Source organism: Aeribacillus pallidus, assembly GCF_050478865.1.
Classification (GTDB): domain Bacteria; phylum Bacillota; class Bacilli; order Bacillales; family JACDOC01; genus JACDOC01.
The window spans coordinates 20,495-40,107 of record NZ_JBCNBW010000007.1 but is presented as its reverse complement, the minus strand read 5'-3'; the positions used below and the strand labels follow the sequence as shown (position 1 = coordinate 40,107).

The 19,613-nt window shown below is 40.7% G+C and carries 17 protein-coding genes; 1 reads left to right on the top strand and 16 read right to left on the bottom strand.

Annotated elements, in window-relative coordinates; translation table 11 throughout:
- Window positions 1-51: 51 nt before the first annotated feature.
- From ABES52_RS02455 to ABES52_RS02410, 10 genes are all read right to left on the bottom strand, one after another.
- Window positions 52-1,248: an MFS transporter gene (locus ABES52_RS02455; protein ID WP_429648587.1), complete on the bottom strand. Its 1,197-nt coding sequence runs from the start codon at window positions 1,246-1,248 to the stop codon at window positions 52-54.
- A 166-nt stretch (window positions 1,249-1,414) separates the two neighbouring features.
- Window positions 1,415-2,986, bottom strand: coding sequence for a fatty acid--CoA ligase (locus tag ABES52_RS02450; RefSeq protein WP_429648585.1), 1,572 nt, complete (start codon window positions 2,984-2,986; stop codon window positions 1,415-1,417).
- 27 nt (window positions 2,987-3,013) lie between these two features.
- Window positions 3,014-4,636, bottom strand: coding sequence for a long-chain fatty acid--CoA ligase (locus ABES52_RS02445; RefSeq protein ID WP_429648583.1), 1,623 nt, complete (start codon window positions 4,634-4,636; stop codon window positions 3,014-3,016).
- The gene (locus tag ABES52_RS02440; RefSeq protein ID WP_429648581.1) at window positions 4,633-5,715 is read right to left on the bottom strand and encodes a CaiB/BaiF CoA transferase family protein; all 1,083 of its coding nucleotides are present in this window, start codon (window positions 5,713-5,715) and stop codon (window positions 4,633-4,635) included. The genes ABES52_RS02445 and ABES52_RS02440 overlap by 4 nt, the downstream gene beginning before the upstream one ends.
- Entirely contained in the window at window positions 5,712-6,518 is an 807-nt protein-coding gene (locus ABES52_RS02435) for an SDR family NAD(P)-dependent oxidoreductase (protein WP_429648579.1), read from the bottom strand. Before ABES52_RS02435 ends, ABES52_RS02440 begins: the two co-directional genes overlap by 4 nt.
- Complete coding sequence (locus ABES52_RS02430) at window positions 6,512-6,925, bottom strand: MaoC/PaaZ C-terminal domain-containing protein (protein ID WP_429648577.1); 414 nt, start codon at window positions 6,923-6,925, stop codon at window positions 6,512-6,514. Before ABES52_RS02430 ends, ABES52_RS02435 begins: the two co-directional genes overlap by 7 nt.
- On the bottom strand, window positions 6,918-7,367 hold the full coding sequence (locus ABES52_RS02425) for an FAS1-like dehydratase domain-containing protein (protein ID WP_429648575.1): 450 nt from the start codon (window positions 7,365-7,367) through the stop codon (window positions 6,918-6,920). The genes ABES52_RS02430 and ABES52_RS02425 overlap by 8 nt, the downstream gene beginning before the upstream one ends.
- 22 nt (window positions 7,368-7,389) lie before the next feature.
- Window positions 7,390-8,535 (bottom strand): acyl-CoA dehydrogenase family protein, encoded by a 1,146-nt coding sequence (locus ABES52_RS02420; RefSeq protein ID WP_429648573.1) that lies wholly within the window; start codon window positions 8,533-8,535, stop codon window positions 7,390-7,392.
- Window positions 8,536-8,547: 12 nt separating this feature from the next.
- The gene (locus ABES52_RS02415; protein ID WP_429648571.1) at window positions 8,548-9,729 is read right to left on the bottom strand and encodes an acetyl-CoA acetyltransferase; all 1,182 of its coding nucleotides are present in this window, start codon (window positions 9,727-9,729) and stop codon (window positions 8,548-8,550) included.
- Entirely contained in the window at window positions 9,710-11,149 is a 1,440-nt protein-coding gene (locus tag ABES52_RS02410; RefSeq protein ID WP_429648569.1) for an OB-fold domain-containing protein, read from the bottom strand. The genes ABES52_RS02415 and ABES52_RS02410 overlap by 20 nt, the downstream gene beginning before the upstream one ends.
- A 309-nt stretch (window positions 11,150-11,458) precedes the next feature.
- Here ABES52_RS02410 and ABES52_RS02405 point away from each other — a divergent pair, with 309 nt between their 5' ends.
- Complete coding sequence (locus ABES52_RS02405; RefSeq protein WP_429648567.1) at window positions 11,459-12,652, top strand: LL-diaminopimelate aminotransferase; 1,194 nt, start codon at window positions 11,459-11,461, stop codon at window positions 12,650-12,652.
- 99 nt (window positions 12,653-12,751) lie between these two features.
- Here the strand turns inward: ABES52_RS02405 and ilvA are convergent, their stop codons facing one another.
- The 6 genes from ilvA to ilvC all read right to left on the bottom strand — a co-directional run bounded on the left by ilvA (window position 12,752) and on the right by ilvC (window position 19,595).
- Window positions 12,752-13,708, bottom strand: a complete 957-nt coding sequence (ilvA, locus tag ABES52_RS02400; RefSeq protein ID WP_429648639.1) for a threonine ammonia-lyase — start codon at window positions 13,706-13,708, stop codon at window positions 12,752-12,754.
- 43 nt (window positions 13,709-13,751) lie between these two features.
- A complete protein-coding gene (gene leuD / locus ABES52_RS02395) occupies window positions 13,752-14,345 on the bottom strand; it encodes a 3-isopropylmalate dehydratase small subunit (RefSeq protein ID WP_429648565.1) in 594 nt (197 codons plus the stop codon).
- A gap of 10 nt (window positions 14,346-14,355) precedes the next feature.
- Complete coding sequence (gene leuC, locus ABES52_RS02390) at window positions 14,356-15,774, bottom strand: 3-isopropylmalate dehydratase large subunit (RefSeq protein ID WP_429648563.1); 1,419 nt, start codon at window positions 15,772-15,774, stop codon at window positions 14,356-14,358.
- Between the two features lie 150 nt (window positions 15,775-15,924).
- The gene (gene leuB, locus ABES52_RS02385; protein WP_429648561.1) at window positions 15,925-17,034 is read right to left on the bottom strand and encodes a 3-isopropylmalate dehydrogenase; all 1,110 of its coding nucleotides are present in this window, start codon (window positions 17,032-17,034) and stop codon (window positions 15,925-15,927) included.
- A 16-nt stretch (window positions 17,035-17,050) separates the two neighbouring features.
- Window positions 17,051-18,586, bottom strand: coding sequence for a 2-isopropylmalate synthase (locus tag ABES52_RS02380; RefSeq protein WP_429648559.1), 1,536 nt, complete (start codon window positions 18,584-18,586; stop codon window positions 17,051-17,053).
- Window positions 18,573-19,595: a ketol-acid reductoisomerase gene (gene ilvC / locus ABES52_RS02375; RefSeq protein WP_429648557.1), complete on the bottom strand. Its 1,023-nt coding sequence runs from the start codon at window positions 19,593-19,595 to the stop codon at window positions 18,573-18,575. Before ilvC ends, ABES52_RS02380 begins: the two co-directional genes overlap by 14 nt.
- Window positions 19,596-19,613 lie beyond the last annotated feature (18 nt).

Here is a 19,613-nt window from a genome sequence, read left to right as displayed (position 1 = left end):
ATCTCTCCTCCAAAAGGACAAATCTTATAAATAATTCCTCGTCTGTAGTTGTTATTTTTTGGATACAAGAGCCACCTTTGATATTCTTTTTTGACTTTGACGTTCTAACCGAATAAGGTAAACCGTTAATAAAACACTAACTAGCGTTAAAATTCCAAAAAAGAAATAAACCATATAAATATGAAATTGTTCAAAAATAATACCGGCTAAAAACGTACTAAACCAGTTCCCACACCCGTTTCCAATTGCTGAATAAAGAGTAACACCTGTGGTGGCAATATGAGCTGGAGTAATTTCTCGAATATATTGGAGACCGGCAGGAATAAATAATCCAAGAGAAAATCCTTGTAGTACAGCTGACAAATAAATAACCGTAAGACTTGGTTCCGTAAAGTATAAAAACCATCGGATCATAGATATAAAACCGGACACAAGAACAATGGGTAAAAGACCCCAGCGCATAATCCATGAACCAGAAACTTTCATAAATGGAATTTCTGATAATACCGCAATTAGGAAAGCAATACCAATACCGGTAAACGTCCCCCCACGGTCTTCGACAAATAAACCAAAATAAAAGTTGTTTGCCAAATTAGGTCCAAAGAGTAAGAAGGTAATAAGAAGAAACAAGGAAAACTTTTTTTGGTTTAGGAGTTCTTTCATTCCCGCCGTAATTTTCCCCCGTTTTGCTGATGTTTCTTTTGGGGCAAAGCGGGCAATCACAGCTGAAATCGCTAAAGAAATAAAAAAAGCATAAAAAATAACCGATAATCCAATAGTTGTTTCGGCTAGTCGACCCATGAAAAATACCGCTAACCCAAATCCTAAAGAACCATACAAGCGAATGCTTCCATATTTCACGTTTGTTCGGTGGGCAAATTGAATAGAAATACTATCAGAAATCGGGACAATCGCGCTTTGAAATAATGCAACAAAAAAAGCAATAAGGACAAATAACATGTAATCATGCGTCCATAAAAACGTTAATCCTGCTATTCCCGCCAGTAGAGAAGTCCAAAACAATACCAATGTCGGAGCTTTTGTCACATCACTAACGATACCCCAAACGGGTTGAAAGAAAATCGTCACAATCGGTGTCATCGACATAATGATTCCAATTTGATAACCGTTCAATCCTTCCACTTCACTTAAATATACACTTAGAAGCGGAAGTAAGCTTCCTACACCAAAAAACGATAACAAATAAAAACTTTTTAACGTCCACAGGGATGAACGAATCGATCCCATACCTTCCCCTCCTTGCTGAAACCTCATCGAAGTTAGAAAAATATGTATGTGCATTAGTATAGCACTGCCCTTATCATTCGTATATAGGATTTTTGTTTAATAATTTGAGAGTATCATAAAATAGGATATTTTTCCATTAAAGAAAGCCAGTCAGAAGGTGACTGGCTCATTCGAATGAATGGAGCGGTTTTTGCTCATTTAATTGCTTCCGAAGGAGAAACTTTTGAATTTTCCCGCTCGCATTTCGAGGTAATTGTTTGACAAATACATAATTTCTTGGGCGTTTATAGTCCGCTAGACGCTCGCTGTTTTTACAAAATTCATCGAGTTCTTCAGCGGTTAGTCCTTCGTGTTTCGGAACGACGATAGCCGTTACTTGTTCACCCCATTTTTCATGCGGTTCCCCTAAGACCGCTACCTCTAGTACATTTGGATGTTCGTATAACACGTCTTCAACTTCGCGAGGATAAATATTTTCCCCTCCACTAATAATCATATCGTCCACCCGATCCGCAATGTAAACGTAACCATCAGCATCCATGTATCCTAAATCACCGGAATGATACCAACCTTTATATAGTGCTTTTTCCGTGGCTTCTGGCATGTTGTAGTAGCCAACCATCGTACAAGAACCACGGACGAGAATTTCCCCTACTTCGCCAGGTGGAAGCACATCATCCGGTTCACTTGGCCCATCTTCTCTTAGACGAACAATACGAATTTCGTGATTGAAACAAGCTTTTCCGGCAGAACCAGCTTTTGAAAGTTGTTCAGTTTCACTTAAAAATGTAACTGCAGGTCCCATTTCTGTTTGACCATATGCTTGAACTAAATCAATTCCTAAACGTTCTTTAATCGCTTTTACAAGTACAGGTGCCATCGGAGCTGCTCCGTATAGTCCTAGGCGTAAGGAAGAAATGTTTTCCGTATGAATATCCTCTTGGAGGAGCATATTCCACATCGTTGGGGCACCAAAGAAAATGGTAATCCGTTCGTTTTGAATTGTTTGCAGGACTAGCTTTGGATCAAAATGATGCATAACGACATTACATGCGCCTACTTGAACTCGTGGAAGAAAACAGCAATGAAGTTCAGCACAATGGAACATTGGGGCAGTGACAAGACCTCGGTCTTCTGGTGATAATTTCAATGCCGCTAAACAAATTAAACTTTGTTCGACCATATCGCGATGGCGATGCATAACCCCTTTGGGGTGTCCAGTCGTTCCGCTTGTATACATAATCGCGTACAAATCTGTTTCCTGTACCGATACGTTCGGAGCCTCAGTTGGATAAAGGGAGATTAGTTCATGATAACTTTTCGCATAGGAAGGAGCATCTGGATGAATATACCAAAACTGAATGTGTGGAAACTCTTCATAGATAGCATCAATTACGGGTTTTAAAGGCTGTTCAAATAAAACGATTTTAGGTTGGGCGTCTTGTAAAATATAAGCTACTTCTTTCGGCTTTAAGCGAAAGTTGATCGGATTGATAACAGCACCAATTTTCGCACAAGCAAAATACGTCGTGGCAAATTCACTTCCATTAAACAAGAACGTTGACACACGATCTCCTTTTTTAACCCCAGCATCAAGCAAAGCATGAGCCACCCGGTGAACATCATCTTGCCACTGTTCATACGTCCATCTTCGGTTGTTCGTGACATCAACTAATGCTTCTTTTTTGGGATATTTAAGGACTGTTTGGTCAAACAATGTGGCAATCGTTGGATACATCGTATTCCCCCTTCTTATATTCATTAATTATTCAGAAACGGAATAATAATAATCTTGATATTGTTCACGTAGGGCACGTTTCAACAATTTTCCGACCGAAGTTTTCGGAATTTCGTCTATAAAGATGATGTCATCAGGAAGCCACCATTTCGTAAATTGCGGTTGTAAGTACTGGAGTAAATCTTCCTTTGTAATCGTTGATTTATACTCATCTTTTAAGACGACACACGCTAATGGTCGTTCTTGCCATTTTTCATGCGGCACAGCAATAACCGCTGCTTCATAAACCGCTTCATGGGACATGAGAGCGTTTTCTAAGTCGACAGAAGAAATCCACTCTCCTCCGCTTTTGATTAAATCTTTTGTTCGGTCCGTAATTTTGATATAACCGTATTCATTAATGGTAGCGATATCGCCAGTGTATAACCAACCGTCCCGGAACGCTTCTTCTGTCCGTTCATCTTTGTAATATTCGTTTGCGATCCAAGGACCTCGTACAATAAGGTCCCCCATTGTTTTTCCGTCCCAAGGCACTTCCCCTTGTTCATTAACGACTTTTATCTCTAATCCTGGAACGACTAGCCCTTGCATCGATAATAAGCGGAATCGATCTTCACCTTTCACTTGTTCCATTTCACTCGTAATGGTTGACAACGTAACGATTGGGCTTGTTTCGGTCATCCCATACCCATGGATAAATGGCACCTTGTATTTTTCTTCAAACGCTTTGATAACGCCAATAGGCGCAGCCGAACCGCCACATACAATTCCTCGTAAACTAGAAATATCGTATTTTTCCTTTTCCAACGTTTGAAGGAGCGCAAGCCAAATGGTCGGAACACCAGCAGTCATTGTCACTTTTTCGTCTTGGATCATTTGAGCGATAATCGCAGGTGTCATTTGTGGTCCTGGGAACACTTGAGTAGCTCCAAACCATACGGAGGCAAACGGCAATCCCCAAGCATTCGCATGGAACATCGGAACTACAGGCATGACGACATCTTTTTCCGTAAGGGCTACAGAATCGGCTAAACCTAACGCCATGCTGTGTAAATAAATGCCTCGATGGCTATATACCACTCCTTTTGGATTACCTGTGGTTGCTGATGTATAGCACATTCCTGCAGGAGTCTCTTCATCTAAGTCGTCCCGAAAGGCGTATGTTTCGTCCCCTTTTTTCAAAAGTTCCTCATAAGAATAGGCTGGATGTAACTTTGTCTTTGGAAGCTCCTCTTTATCAGTCATGATAATGTAAGCCTCAACCGTTGAAAGTCTGTCTTGGATTTGTTCGATTAGTGGAACTAAGTCTTCATCCACAAGAAGCAACTTATCTTCGGCATGATTAATGACATAAGCAATGTGTTCTGGGGAAAGACGAATATTAATCATATGAAGGACCGCACCACTACAAGGAACAGCAAAATACGCTTCTAAATGGCGATGATGATTCCACGCAAAAGTACCAATCTTGTCTCCTTCCTTCATTCCTAGGGAAGTGAGGGCACTTGCCAATTTCCGTGTACGTTTTATATATTCCCGATACGTCAAGCGGTGAATCTTGTCATGCGTTCTCGATATAATCATTTTGTTAGGAAAATACCTTTCAGCACGTTGAATGAAAGATGTTAAAATTAATGGGGTGTTCATCATTTGGATTCATCCTCCCTTAATAAATGGAATGACAATTTATTTTGATTTAATTTTGGTGCGGGTTTATATTGAGCATGACGGTGCGTTTTCATGACGGTTCTACCGTTTGATGTTTGTTCTACCAGTTGACGTTCATAAAGGTAAGAATGTTGAAGTACATCTGGGAGGTCAAAAATTGGAGTTAAGCAACAATCAACAGACGTAGAAAATTGTAACCACTCTTCCCAAGATCGGGATGCAAACACATTTTTTATTTCAATATAAATAGGATTTTTTTCTGTTCGTACAGACAAATGATAAGGAATCCATTCCGGTTTATTAATAGCCTCACAGAAATTTTTCCAAAACTTTTCTTCTAATGCAGCTAATGAAACATATCGTCCATCTTTCGTTTCGTAAATTCCATAAGAAACGATCGAACCGTCGATAAATGGGATTCCGTTCGTACGGTGTAATTCTTCATAAAAGGCGATGTGTGTACCTAATAATGACAGAACACTGTCTAAAATGGAAATATCTAAGTAACTCCCCATACCCGTTCGTTCTCGTTCATAAAGGGCAGCGATGATTCGCTCACAAGCTACTAACGAACCCAAATAATCAGCTAGTGGAAAGGTCGGGTGTACCGGTTTCCCGTTTTCATTTTTCAATTGTAATAACAGACCGGATAGTGATAAGTAGTTTAAATCATGACTACCTAAGTGACGATTTGAATTATCTTGACCGTACCCTGTTATGGAACAGTAAATAATATGGTGATTCAACGCTTTTACACGGTCATAATGAAGCCCCCATTTTTCCATCACACCTGGACGGAAGCTCTCAATGATGATATCGGCCGTGGGAATAAGTGATAATAATTTCTTCCTATCGTCTTTGTTTCGAAAATCAATGGTTACACTTTGTTTGTTCCGATTATTAGCTGTAAACACATAACCACCAGCTAACGACCTCGCAGGGTCCCCAGTTGGGGGCTCTATTTTAATCACTTCTGCCCCCATATCAGCTAACCGTAATGCAGCATATGGTCCAGGTAAATAAGTGGAAAAGTCTAGTATACGAACTCCTTTTAACATCATGTATACCAGCCACCATTAATGTGAAGAACGTGGCCATTCACATAGTTAGATAATGGGGAAGATAGATAAAAAATACCTGCTGCTGCTTCTTCGACGGTTCCTCCTCTTTTTTGTGGAATCGATTGTTCAAACATCGATCGAACTTTTTCTGGAATTCCGATTGACACTCCGTTAACTGTTTCGCCTTTTTCTTTTGCTTGTGTTAGTCGTGTATCAATTAAACCGAAGGCCACCGCATTACAGTTCACATTAAACGGTCCCCATTCCCGAGCAACGGTTTTCGTCAAACCGATAAGCCCCGCTTTTGCTGAAGCATAGTTTGCTTGTCCAACGTTTCCCATCACTCCTGCGACAGATGAAACGTTGACAATTTTTCGATAGGTCGTTTTTCCGTTTTCGATATCTTTCTTGCCGGCTTCTCGCATATATGGAGCTGCCGCCCGAATCAACCGGAAAGGGGCAATTAAATGAATGTCTAACATTGCTTGAAACTGTTCATCACTCATTTTATGGATCATCCCATCCCACGTATATCCAGCATTGTTCACTAAAATATCTAGTTGTCCACATTGTTGGATGGTAAAATCGATGATCGATTCCGCAAATTCTTTTGCCGTCACATCTCCTACAAAGGCGTAAGCCGAGCCTCCTTGATTTCGTATCTCTTGAACTACTTCATCAACTGGTTCCGGATCTTTATCTGACACAATGACACAGGCCCCATTAGCTGCCATTTGTAATGCAGTCGCTTTTCCAACTCCTCGTCCAGCACCTGTAATAATCGCTACTTGATCCGTTAACATGTAGCTTCCTCCTCTACTTTTTCGACTTCGAACCATCCTTCTAATTTGATTTCTTCTTCTTGGTTCACCACTTGGATTTTTCCTACTAATCTAGTTTCACCGTTTACTAGCTTGTTATCAGTAAGTTGACCCTGAACGGTTAACGTTTCTCCAGGATAAGTGATTCGTTTAAAACGGACGTTGAATTTACGAAGCGTCTTTCGTGGAAACCAGGTGGTAATCGCTTCACCGGCTATCCCCATGACATACATGCCATGAGCGATAACATCAGGAAATCCTGCTTGTTTGGCAATCGGAACGACCGTATGGATAGGGTTAAAATCCCCCGAAGCCCCAGCGTATTTCACTAGTTGGGTATGAGTGAGTCGGTCTTTTGTAATCGGTGACAATTGATGAAGTTCAGTCACGTTTATCGCCTCCTTTTCGTTCTAAAACCGTTGACGTACCGATTAAAACCGTTTCTCCTTGTTCGTTTTTATACGTCGTTTCCAACACAAAAATTTTCATCGTCGGTTTGTCAATGGTTTGTTTTAAGTGGAGGGTTGCATGTAACGTTTCATTCGCACAAACATCTTGAAGATATTCGTAACTTTGTTCACCATGGAGGACACGTAATGGGTCTAATTGAAGCAAACGAATAAGTCCATCAAAATCCAAGCCTCCCCACATTTCCATGACCGTCGGAAATGTCGGAGGGATGGGGATATCTTTGAATCCTTCTTCTTTTGCTCGTTCGATATCGTGGTAAATTGGATTTGGATCCCCAATTGCTTGAGCAAATTCCCGAATTTTTCCACGTTCGATTGTATAATCAAAGGTATATAACGTTTTGGTTGTCGCTGCCTTCACTGTCTACCCTCCTTTATTTATCCTATAAACCTAATTTTTTAGCGATAATTGTTTTCATTATTTCATTCGTCCCAGCATAAATGGCAGCCACAGGTATATCGCGATATCTTCTTGCAATCTTGTATTCTTCCATATATCCGTAACCGCCATGTAGTTGCATACATTTAGAAGCTACTTTTTTAGCTAATTCAGTAATCCACCATTTTGCCATTGACACCTTGGCCACTACATCTTTCCCTTCCATATGTTCAGCAATAAGTTGGTCTAAAAACGTCCGTCCAATTTCAATTTCCGTTTTCATTTCGACAAGTTCGAACTGAATTGACTGAAAGGAGGAGATTGAGCGTCCGAACGCTTTTCGTTGTTTCGTATATTCTAACGTCAACTCAAACATCTCTTCTGCAGCAACTTGGGCATTGATTGCCACGACGAGACGCTCTTGCTGCAGCTTTTCCATTAGATAGCGAAACCCTTCCCCTTCTTTTCCTAGTAAATTGGTTTGTGGCACGCGGCATTCATCAAAAAAAAGTTCAGCCGTGTCTTGGGCATGAAGACCAACCTTTTTTAATTTTTGCCCTTTTGAAAAACCTGGTGTGTTCGCTTCGACCACAATTAAACTAATGCCTTTATGTTTCGGAATAGCTCCTGGGTCTGTTTTACAAGCCACAAGGACTAAATCGGCATGAATTCCATTCGTGATGAACGTTTTTTGACCGTTAATAATGTATTCATCGCCATCTTTTACCGCGGTTGATTGAATGTTGGCTAAATCCGATCCTGCCCCTGGTTCCGTCATGGCGATAGCAGTAATTATTTCTCCAGTTACACATTTGGGGAGCCATTTTTTCTTTTGTTCTTCAGTACCATAGGATTCAATATATGGAACGACGATATCGTTATGGAGCCCAACTCCTACAAGGCTTGAACCAATCCGTTCCAGTTCTTCATTGATGACAACCGAATAACCGAAATCGGCTCCACTTCCACCGTACTTTTCGTCTACTTGGGGGCATAAATAACCATACTCCCCAAGCTTTTCCCAAAAAGACCGTGGAATCCATTGTTGTTCTTCCCATTGTTCGTAAAACGGTTCTGCTTCCTTTTTTAAAAAAGACCGAAATGCTTTCCGAAACATTTCATGTTCTTCTGTTAAATAAGGATGTGCCATCATTTTCCTCCTTTACGTCAACTCTTTTCCAACAATTGAAATAAAAGACACACATTGCCATGGGTATCCACCTAAATTATGTGTAAGTCCTAATTTCGGATTAGGTAACTGGCGATTACCTGCACGTTCAAAAAATTGTAAATATACTTCGTAAAGCATTCTTAGACCGCTCGCACCAATTGGATGTCCAAACGATTTTAACCCTCCATCTGGATTGACAGGTAAAACACCATTTAAATCAAATTTTCCATTAAGGACATCTTTCCATCCTTCCCCACGTTCACTAAAACCTAAATCTTCGCAAATCACCAATTCAGTTGGGGTAAAACAGTCATGAACTTCTGCTAAATCTAACTCTTTCAAAGGGTTTGTAATTCCAGCTTGTCGATAGGCTTCAGCTGCTGCTTTTTGATTTTCGCGAATATATGTAAAATCATAATCGGACTGTAAAAGACCATTCCCATTTCCTACCGCTACAGACAATGCTTTGACGTACATCGGTCGTCCGCTAAATTTGTTTACATCTTCGGTTCGAACGACAATAGCCGCTGCAGCGCCATCTGCTACTCCTGAGCAGTCAAACACACCTAATGGGTCGGCCACTAGAGGAGCTTTTAAAATGGTTTCTATTGGAACTTCTTTTTGAAACTGTGCTTTTGGATTTTTCGCTCCATTTTGGTGGTTCTTCCAGGCAACCCTGGCCAATACCTCTTTTCCTTGTTTCTTCTCAAGTCCATATTTTTGAAAATAGGGCGGGGCCAACAGTGCAAACGCTCCTGGTGCTGTAATATTTGGAAAGGTCCCATCACCAGGCTGACTATTAATAACTAAACCGCTATAACCAGAATCTTTTAGCTTTTCAACTCCTACTACTAACGCCACATCGTAAGCCCCAGCTGCCACGGCATAGCAAGCATTTCGAAATGCTTCTGAACCAGTCGCACACATGTTTTCCACTCGGGTGACAGGTAAATAGTCGGTTTTTAATGGGGTGGCCAACGTCATACCTGCATATCCTGAATCCATCGTTCCAATCCAGGCAGCATCAATATGAGAAGGTTCTATGCCTGCACATTCAATCGCTTCAGCTGCCGCTTCAATAATTAAGTCATCCGTACTCTTCTCCCAATGCTCACCAAAAGATGTACACCCCATCCCAATAATGGCTACTTGATCATGTATCGATTTTTTCAACTCTGTCACCCCGCTTTAATGTTCCTTTCCAATAATAGTTAATAATTCCACCGGCTTCATAAAGACGTCGAAATGTAAATGTCACTTTTCTTCCAATTTCGACTTCATGAGGATCACAATCAGTTAATTGAAGCAACATCCGCCCTCCTCCATCGATATCCACCACAGCAAAAACCGTTGGTTGAGAAGGTGAACTTGCTAAGTAGTCAATGGTATACGTGCGAATGGTTCCATCCTTTCCGTAAAAAGAATAGGGTTCAATTTTGTCTTTAGAAAAACAATGGCTACAAATGCGTTGTTTTGGATAACTCACTTGTCCACAGGTTTGACATTTTGAACCAACTAATGAATACACCTTTTCTTCGTTTCGTTTTAAAGCCGGTGCAGAGGGAATAGGTGCATCAGGTCTTCTTCCTTTATCAACTGAAATAAGCTCTCTCCATTTTAAAAATTGACCGTAAGATACTTCTTTAAAATAGCGTTCATCTTGTAAAACGGTACGATTCATTCCATTAGGTGTTATTTCTTTATGCACTTCAAAAGCGAAAATATCACATCCATCCCCTACTTGAATCCAAATGATTGTTTCTCCTTTTTTCGCTTGTTCCAGAGCAAGTGAAAACAACAATGGACCATTTGCTGATCCAAAATGACCAAGAACTAAATTCTCTTTATACATAAGTTGCTGTTTAGGAATACGAAGTTGTTTTTCGAGTTGCTGCTGTAGTTTCAATGTTGGGGCTGAAACAATGATGTGGTTAGCGTGGTGAAGTGACATGTTTGTTTGTTGTTCAAATTCTGCTACTGCTTGTCGGACAAGTTGAGAGGAAACGTATTGGCCAAAACGTTCTTCCCATCGTTGAACATATACATGATTTCCTTTTCTCCATTGGAAAAAGTCTCGGTCTTGCAACTGATACGTATGTAAAAGTTCGACCGCTACCCCTTCTCCAGATTCCATTAAAAAAGAGACCGCTCCATCGGAGAACTCTTTTTCTTCTAAACTATTTATTTTACCTACTCGGCAATCACTAGCGGTTACTAATACTTTCTTGTCATTCTCACCTCGAAGAATCTGAAAAGCAGTATAAAGTGCGGCAGTGGAAGACTTTAAGCTATGGGCAAAATCAGCCGTTTGGATATGGGGCGATTGCTGTAACGCTTTGACCAAAATATTCGCGTGTAGCCCTTCACTATAAGGAACGGTTGTTGATGCAAAAAATAACGCATCTATCCCTTTTTCTCCTTCCGGTCCTAACAATCGTTTTGCGGATTCCGTGGCAAGAGTTACACTGTCTTCATCGAAAGACGCCACGTATTTCCACCCCTTCCTCCCTTTCGACCCGAAAAATTCATCCATCTGTTGAAATGGGAGTCGGAAGGTTGGAAGAAGGTAACTATACTTACTTATACCAATCATTCAATTCCCTCCAAATGTAAGATATGCATACAGTTCAATATATTTGGATAATTATTGAAACATACATCCATCTAATTAAAACGCTTTCATCATTGTTTTATTCCACAAATTCAGACAAACTCCTTCTAAATTTGTGAATATTTTTATATTTCTGATATCAACAGACAATAAAATTATTTATTCACCAAAACGAAGATCAATTTATATTTATGGACTTCATATGTATCATTTGTATCTTCACTACCTTTTACAAAATATGATAAACTACTAAAAATATCATTCATCCATCAACGAAATGGAGGTACGAACATGAGTCGTATTCGATTATCGAAACGCATGGAACGATTTCAACCTTCCATCTTTAATGAGTTAGTGGAATATAAAAAGAAAAGATTGAGAGATGGGGTAGATATGATTGATTTAAGTATTGGTAGTCCCGATTTACCGCCATCTCCTCTTGTAAAAAGTGTATTATCTGATTTAACAAAAGATGATACGCAATATGGGTATACGTTGACAGGAATTCAACCATTTTTTGATGCTGTTTCCCAATACTATCATCGGAAATATCAAATAGACGTGGATCCGAATTCTGAAGTATTGTTATCGATGGGTTCCCAAGATGCACTCGTACATATTCCGATGGTTTTTGCTGATCCTGATGATTACATACTTGTTCCTGATCCAGGATATACAGCCTATGCTACTGGAATCGCCATGGCAGGTGCTATACCATATTTTATGCCTCTTTTAAAAGAAAATCAGTTTTTACCAGATCTATCACTGATCCCTGAAGAGGTTGCCCATAAAGCTTCATTAATGATTTTGAATTATCCAGGGAACCCAATACCGGCCATGGCATCGAAAGACTTTTTTGAAGAAGTCATCCAGTTTGCCCGAACATACAACATCATTGTCGTACACGATTTTGCTTATGGCGAATTTTACTTTGATGGTCAACAACCAATAAGTTTTTTATCTATCCCTGGAGCAAAAGACGTGGGTATTGAAGTTAACTCGCTTTCTAAAAGTTTCAGTTTGGCTGGCTGTCGTATCGGGTACGTGGTGGGAAATGCCGACATTATCCAAGCGATCCTTCGGTTAAAATCGAATCTAGATTACGGCGTCTTTTTACCGATTCAACAAGCGGCCATTGAAGCTCTGTTACATGGTGATGAGTTTTGTGAAAACACACGGCGAATATACCAAGAACGGAGAGACATTTTTGTTCAAGGCCTCCATTCCCTCGGATGGCACGTCGATTCCCCACAAGGTGGGATGTTTGTTTGGGCGAAGGTTCCTACCGGTTGGAATACCATGGAATTTGTCTATGCTTTGATGGACAAAGCGCATGTAGTGGTTACTCCAGGGCATGCTTTTGGGCCAACAGGTGAAGGATATGTTCGTATCGCTTTAGTTCAACCAAAAGAACGCCTACAACAAGCCGTTGAAAATATAAAAGCAAGTCGTTTATTACAAGAACCATTATTATTAGACCGATAAAAAATGATTTCGTTTATATATAAGTTATCCAATACGTTCAAATTTTCTTTGAATAGTAAAGACCCATTTCCAATGGTGGGAAATGGGTCTTCTAATTGTTTATCCATATTTTCGAGTTGGTTCCACTTTATTCGCTAAATTTTTAAACATTGTTAGCTTTTCAATATCGGTATTTCCTCCGCTTATGATAATCCCTACCTTCTTCCCTTGAAAACGGTGACTCTTACATAAAAGAGCAGCCAATGCGGCAGCACCTGCTCCTTCAACCAACATTTTTTCACGTTCTAACATAAAAACGATAGAGAAAGCAATTTCTTCATCAGTCACCGTCATCATATCGTCAACATATCGATGAATGATCGGATACGTTAGAGTTCCAGGTTCTTTCACCGAAATGCCATCCGCAATAGAATGAACAGAAACAATTTTTCGATTTCCCTTTCCTTTAAAACGGTTATAGGAGGACGGAGCACCAGCTGATTGAATACCAATCACCTCTACGTGTGGCTGAAGTTCTTTTACGGCAATGGCTGTACCGGCAATTAATCCTCCTCCTCCGACAGGGACTAAAATCGTATCTAAATCTGCACATTGTTGCATAATTTCCATTGCAACTGTTCCTTGTCCGGCCATGACGAGCGGATCATCAAACGCATGAACAAAAGTAGCCCCTTTCGCTTGCTGTTCACCTTTCGCAGCTTCATATGCTTCTTGGTACGATTCTCCTACCAAGGCAATGTTGGCACCATATGATTTCGTTGCATCGATTTTACTCGTCGGTGTATTGAGGGGCATATAAATAGTAGCTTTCAATCCTCTACTGGTTGCCGCGTAGGCTACTCCTTGCGCATGGTTTCCTGCAGAAGCGGCCACAATTCCTCGAGCTACTTCGACTTCCGACAATGTACGAATTTTGTTCCATGCACCTCGTAGTTTAAAAGAACCGGTCTTTTGTAAATTTTCTAGTTTTAAATATACATCTGCACCCGTCCACCGGTTTAACGTACTTGATTGTTTTAAAGGCGTTCGTCGAGCTACCTTTCCGACATACTCCATTGCTTCCACGATTTGCGAATATCGTAACCAATTCCCAATGGAATCACCTTCCTAACGTTGATTTGTTCTCGTATGAAGAAATATAGGATTCATAATTTAATGTCAATTGAATTTCATCCCAACCATTTACTAACATCTGTTTCCAATAAGGATCGATGGTAAAAGTAATAGGGGTTAATCCATCGACAAAAATTTGTTGTTCTTCTAATTGGATTGTCATGATGATTGGTTCTTCTTTCGCCTTGTTCATTAATTTTTCGACAGTTTGTTCATCCAATGTAATAGGTAATAGCCCGTTTTTAAGACAGTTTTGATAAAAAATATCTGCAAAGCTCGGTGAAATAATCGCACGGATACCAAAGTCTGATAGCGCCCACGGGGCATGTTCCCTAGACGAGCCACAGCCAAAATTTGGACCTGTCAGTAAAATGGATGCATCTTTATATGCTTCCTGATTTAATGGAAAGGATGATAGCGTCTTTCCATCATGATCAAAACGCCAATCATAGAATAAATATTGACCATATCCCGTACGTTCAATTCGCTTTAAAAATTGTTTCGGAATAATTTGATCGGTATCTACATTAGCGTAGTCAAGCGGACATACTTTTCCGGTAACGGTTGTAAATGGTTTCATCGGCTCCTCCTTAAGATAAAATAGATGCTTCGTGTAACAAGGTACGTACATCGACAAAATGTCCATAAATCGCAGCGGCGGCCGCCATGATCGGACTAACAAGATGTGTACGTGCACCTACCCCTTGTCGTCCTTCAAAATTTCGATTAGACGTTGAGGCGCAACGATCCCCTGGAGGAACGAGGTCATTGTTCATTCCTAGGCACATACTACAACCAGATTCTCGCCATTCAAATCCAGCCTCTTTAAAAATTTGGTCAATTCCTTCTTTTTCAGCTTGTCGCTTTACGTGTTGGGAACCAGGAACAACAATGGCCCGAACATTCGGGTGCACTTTCCTTCCTCTCACCACTCGAGCAGCTTCCTGTAAATCACTAAGACGAGAATTCGTACAAGAACCAATAAACACATGTTGAATCTCAATGTCCGATAGGTTGGTACCTGGCTGTAAGCCCATATAAGAAAGAGCTTTCGCCACAGCTTCTTGTTCACGTTTTGTCGAATAATCATCTGGGGATGGGACTACCCCATCAATAGGTCCCCCCATCGATGGGTTGGTTCCCCAAGTAACCTGTGGCGCAATAGTGGATGCATCTATAATAATTGTGCGATCGTAGGTTGCTCCCCGATCGGTGGCCCACCTTTTCCACTCGTTGGCTAATTCTTCAAACGGAACATCATTGGGAACGTATTTCCGGCCATATAAATAGGAAATAGTTGTTTCATCAGGAGAGATGAGACCAGCTTTAGCACCAGCTTCGATACTCATGTTGCATATGGTCATCCGCTCCTCCATGCTCATATTACGAATCACTTCACCAGTATATTCAATAATATAGCCGGTCCCAACATCTGTTCCGTATGTGGCGATGAAATGTAATATCACATCTTTTGCCGTCACCCCTGGCTGAAGCTTTCCTTCAATTCGTACTTCCATCGTTTTCGGTCTTTTTTGCCAAAGTGTTTGTGTCGCTAACACGTGCTCCACTTCACTCGTTCCAATACCAAAGGCGATTGCTCCAAACGCACCATGTGTCGAAGTGTGGCTATCACCACAGACAATCGTTTTACCTGGTTGCGTTAATCCAAGTTCAGGACCAATGACATGGACAATCCCTTGATCCGGGTGATTGAGGTCCGCTAACAGAATGTCAAATTCTATACAGTTTTTTTCTAATGTTGTCATTTGTCGCATAGCAATTTCATCTTGAATGTCATTACGGTTCAATGTCGGGACGTTATGGTCCATAGTAGCGAACGTTAAATCTGGCCGTCGAACGCGTCGCTTTTTTTGCCGAAGCCCTTCAAACGCTTGTGGCGAAGTAACTTCGTGAATAAGATGAAGGTCAATATATAATAAATCGGGCTTTCCCTCTTCTTGATAGACCACATGATGATTCCAAATTTTTTCTATAATCGTTTGTGGCATTCATTCATCCCCCCTTTAATTGAAAAGTCCTTATAGTCGGATTAAAAAATCATTTAACTCCTAACAATTGTCCTTTCCATTTACACCAAATCATTCATTCTCACATCAAAATCATGTATGTGATAAAAACTATTTAAAGGAAAATGTATTTTAGGCATAGGCCGCCATAATCCCTGCAATTGCATGATCTTCTTCAAGTTGATCTAAAACATGATGAATCATCACCGACGTTGAAACGGAACGGTTCGATAACGTAGCGACATCCCTCGTCATTACTCCAGATGTGAGCACTTCATTTACCGCTTTTTCGACCGCATCAGCTTCTTCTGTCATGCCAAAAGAGTAGCGAAGCATCATCGCTGCTGAAAGAAGCATACCGATTGGATTGGCTTGATTTTTTCCGGCAATATCTGGAGCAGAACCATGGACCGGTTCATACAATCCGAATCGATCCTCTCGTAAGCTAGCAGATGGCAGCATACCGAGCGACCCAACAATGACAGATGCTTCATCACTTAAAATATCGCCAAACATATTTTCCGTTACGATTACATCAAAGGACCGTGGATCACGAAGTAATTTCATCGCTGCTGCATCGACGAGTAGGTGTTCAACCTCCACCTCAGGGAATTGCTGTTTCATTTTTTCGACCACTTCTCGCCACATTCGACTGGATTCCAAAACGTTTGCTTTGTCTACCGATGTTAATTTTTTTCGACGAGATTTTGCTAATTCGAATGCTTTTTTTACAACCCGCTCAATTTCTGTTCGATGATAATATAAGGTATCAACGACATCATCTCCGTTTTGGCCACTTCTTCCTTTTGGTGTCCCAAAATAAAGACCGCTTGTTAGTTCTCGAACGATTAACACATCTACATCTTGAATCACTTCATTTTTTAATGGAGACACGTTATATAAGCTTTCACAGGCTTTTACGGGACGAATATTCGCAAAAAGTTGCAATTCTTTTCGTAATTGTAGAAGTCCTTTTTCTGGGCGCTTATGTGATGGAAGTTGATCCCATTTTGGTCCTCCAACCGCCCCTAATAGGACGGCATCACATTTTCGACACATTTCAAGCGTTTCTTTTGTTAATGGAACACCATACTGATCAATCGATTCCCCACCGATGGAGCCATAATGAAAACGAAATTGATGCCCAAATCGTTCGGCGATTCGTTTTAGCACTTTAACCGTTCCACTCATTACTTCCGGTCCTACTCCATCTCCAGGTAATACAGCAATATGTTTTTCCATACGAATACCCCCTATATTATAATGGTGAAGTTGATAATTCCGAATGATTGCGACAACGGTTCACAGCATTTAAATAGGCTTTGGCGGATGCTTCTAACACGTCTTGAGCCACCCCGCGGCCGCTTGAAGGTTTATCGTTATACTTTACTTTTACATACACTTCCGCTAGCGCATCTCTACCTTTTCCAACGGAATGAATTCGATAGTCTTGAAGCGAGAGTTCCCCTGGAATCATACGTTCAATCGTGTTGTAAATTGCTTCTACACTCCCTGAACCGGTGGCAGCTTCTTGTACAAGCGTGCCATTCGGTGTTTGAATAAGTAAGGTTGCCGTCGGAATATGATTTAGTCCATATTGAACTTGTAAACTCATTAATTCATATTTTGGTTCGTCTACCCGTTTCGTTTGATAATCTGTTAAAATAGTGAATAAGTCATCATCTGTTATTTCTTTCTTTTTATCTGCTAACTCTTTAAATGCGGAAAATGCAGCATTCAATTTCTCTTCTGTTAAATCAAAACCAAGTTCCAACGCTTTTTCTTTAAATGCGTGTCGACCAGAATGTTTGCCAAGAACGATTCGATTGGATGAAACTCCAACCATTTCTGGTGTGATAATTTCATAGGTTAATTTTTCTTTTAAGACACCGTCTTGATGAATGCCTGATTCGTGAGCAAATGCGTTAGCTCCAACAACCGCTTTATTCGCCGGAACCATCATCCCTGTTAATTTACTGACCAGATCACTCGTTCGTTTAATTTCTTGTAAATTCAGATTTGTTTGGGCTTGATAGTAGTCTTTTCGAATCGTTAATGCGACAGCCACTTCTTCAATGGCCGCATTCCCTGCACGCTCACCAATTCCGTTGATGGTCCCTTCAATTTGGAGGGCCCCATGCTCGATAGCTGCCAATGTATTTGTGACCGCTAATCCTAAATCATCATGACAATGGGCAGACAATTTCACCTGATCGATATTCTTCACGTTTTCACGTAAATAAGTAAATAACGCTCCGTATTCTTTCGGGGTAATGTAGCCTACTGTATCTGGAATATTGATCACTGTCGCCCCTGCTTCAATTACTTTTTCAATAACCTTAGCCAGAAACTTCCAATCTGATCGGCATGCATCCTCCGCAGACCATTGTACATGTGGGAACAAGCGTTTAGCATAAGTCACCGCTTGAACGGCTGTTTCGATCACTTCTTCAGGTGTTTTTCGTAGCTTGTATTTCATATGAATCGGAGATGTAGCTAAAAACACGTGAATACGTGGTTCTTCTGAATACTTTAACGCTTCCCAAGCTATGTCAATATCCTTTTGATAACAACGCGCTAATCCAGTAACGGAGGAGTGTTTGATCGTCTTGGCTATCATCTGAACTGCTTCGAAATCTCCTTTAGAGGAAGCGGGAAAACCCGCCTCCATAATATCTACTCCAAGGCGTTCAAGCTGTTTAGCAATTTCGAGCTTTTCGACCGTATTCAAATTGACACCGACCGTTTGTTCTCCATCTCGTAGCGTTGTATCGAAGACATCAATTTTTCGCATGAGCAACCACATCCTTTTTCGTTCGCCGCACAAATGGCATCATTTTACGGAGTTCACGTCCCACTTGTTCAATTGGATGGTCTTTTTCTCTGTCATTCAACGCATGGAATTGTGGACGATTTAATTGATTTTCGAGTAACCATTCTTTAGCGAATTTACCTGATTGAATGTCTGCTAATACTTCTTTCATCCGTTGTTTCGTTTCTTGATTTACAACGCGTGGTCCGGAAACAAAATCACCCCATTGAGCCGTATCTGAAATCGAATAACGCATGTATTCGAGTCCACCTTCGTACATTAAGTCAACAATCAGCTTTAATTCGTGTAAGCATTCAAAGTAAGCCACTTCTGGCTGGTAACCAGCTTCTACTAATGTTTCAAATCCTGCTTTGACTAGTGAAGTTAAGCCTCCGCATAAAACGGCTTGCTCTCCAAATAGATCGGTTTCAGTCTCTTCTTTAAACGTTGTTTCTAACACCCCGGCTCTGGCACTTCCAATTCCTTTTGCATAAGCAAGTGCTAGCGGTTTGGCTACACCCGTCACATCTTGATAAACGGCGACTAATGCAGGCACCCCTGCTCCTTCTTCAAATTGGCGACGAACTAGGTGACCAGGACCTTTCGGTGCCACTAAAAATACATCGATATGTGCTGGTGGAGTAATTTGGTGATAATGAATATTAAAGCCGTGCGCAAATGCTAATGCTTTACCAGGCTGTAAATATGGTTCAATTTCTTCTTTATATACCTTGGGTTGATGTTCATCAGGTAGCAGGACCATGATTACATCGCTTTGTTGAACAGCTTCACGTACTGGATACACGTGAAAGCCATCTTTTTGGGCTTGGTCCCATGATTTCCCTTTTCTTAAACCGATAACGACATTGTAACCATTGTCTCGTAAGTTTTGTGCATGGGCATGCCCTTGAGATCCATAGCCGATAACAGCCACTTGCTTTCCTTTTAATACAGATTCTTGTACATCGTTTTCATAATAAACTTTAACCATGATCAACACTCCTTTTAG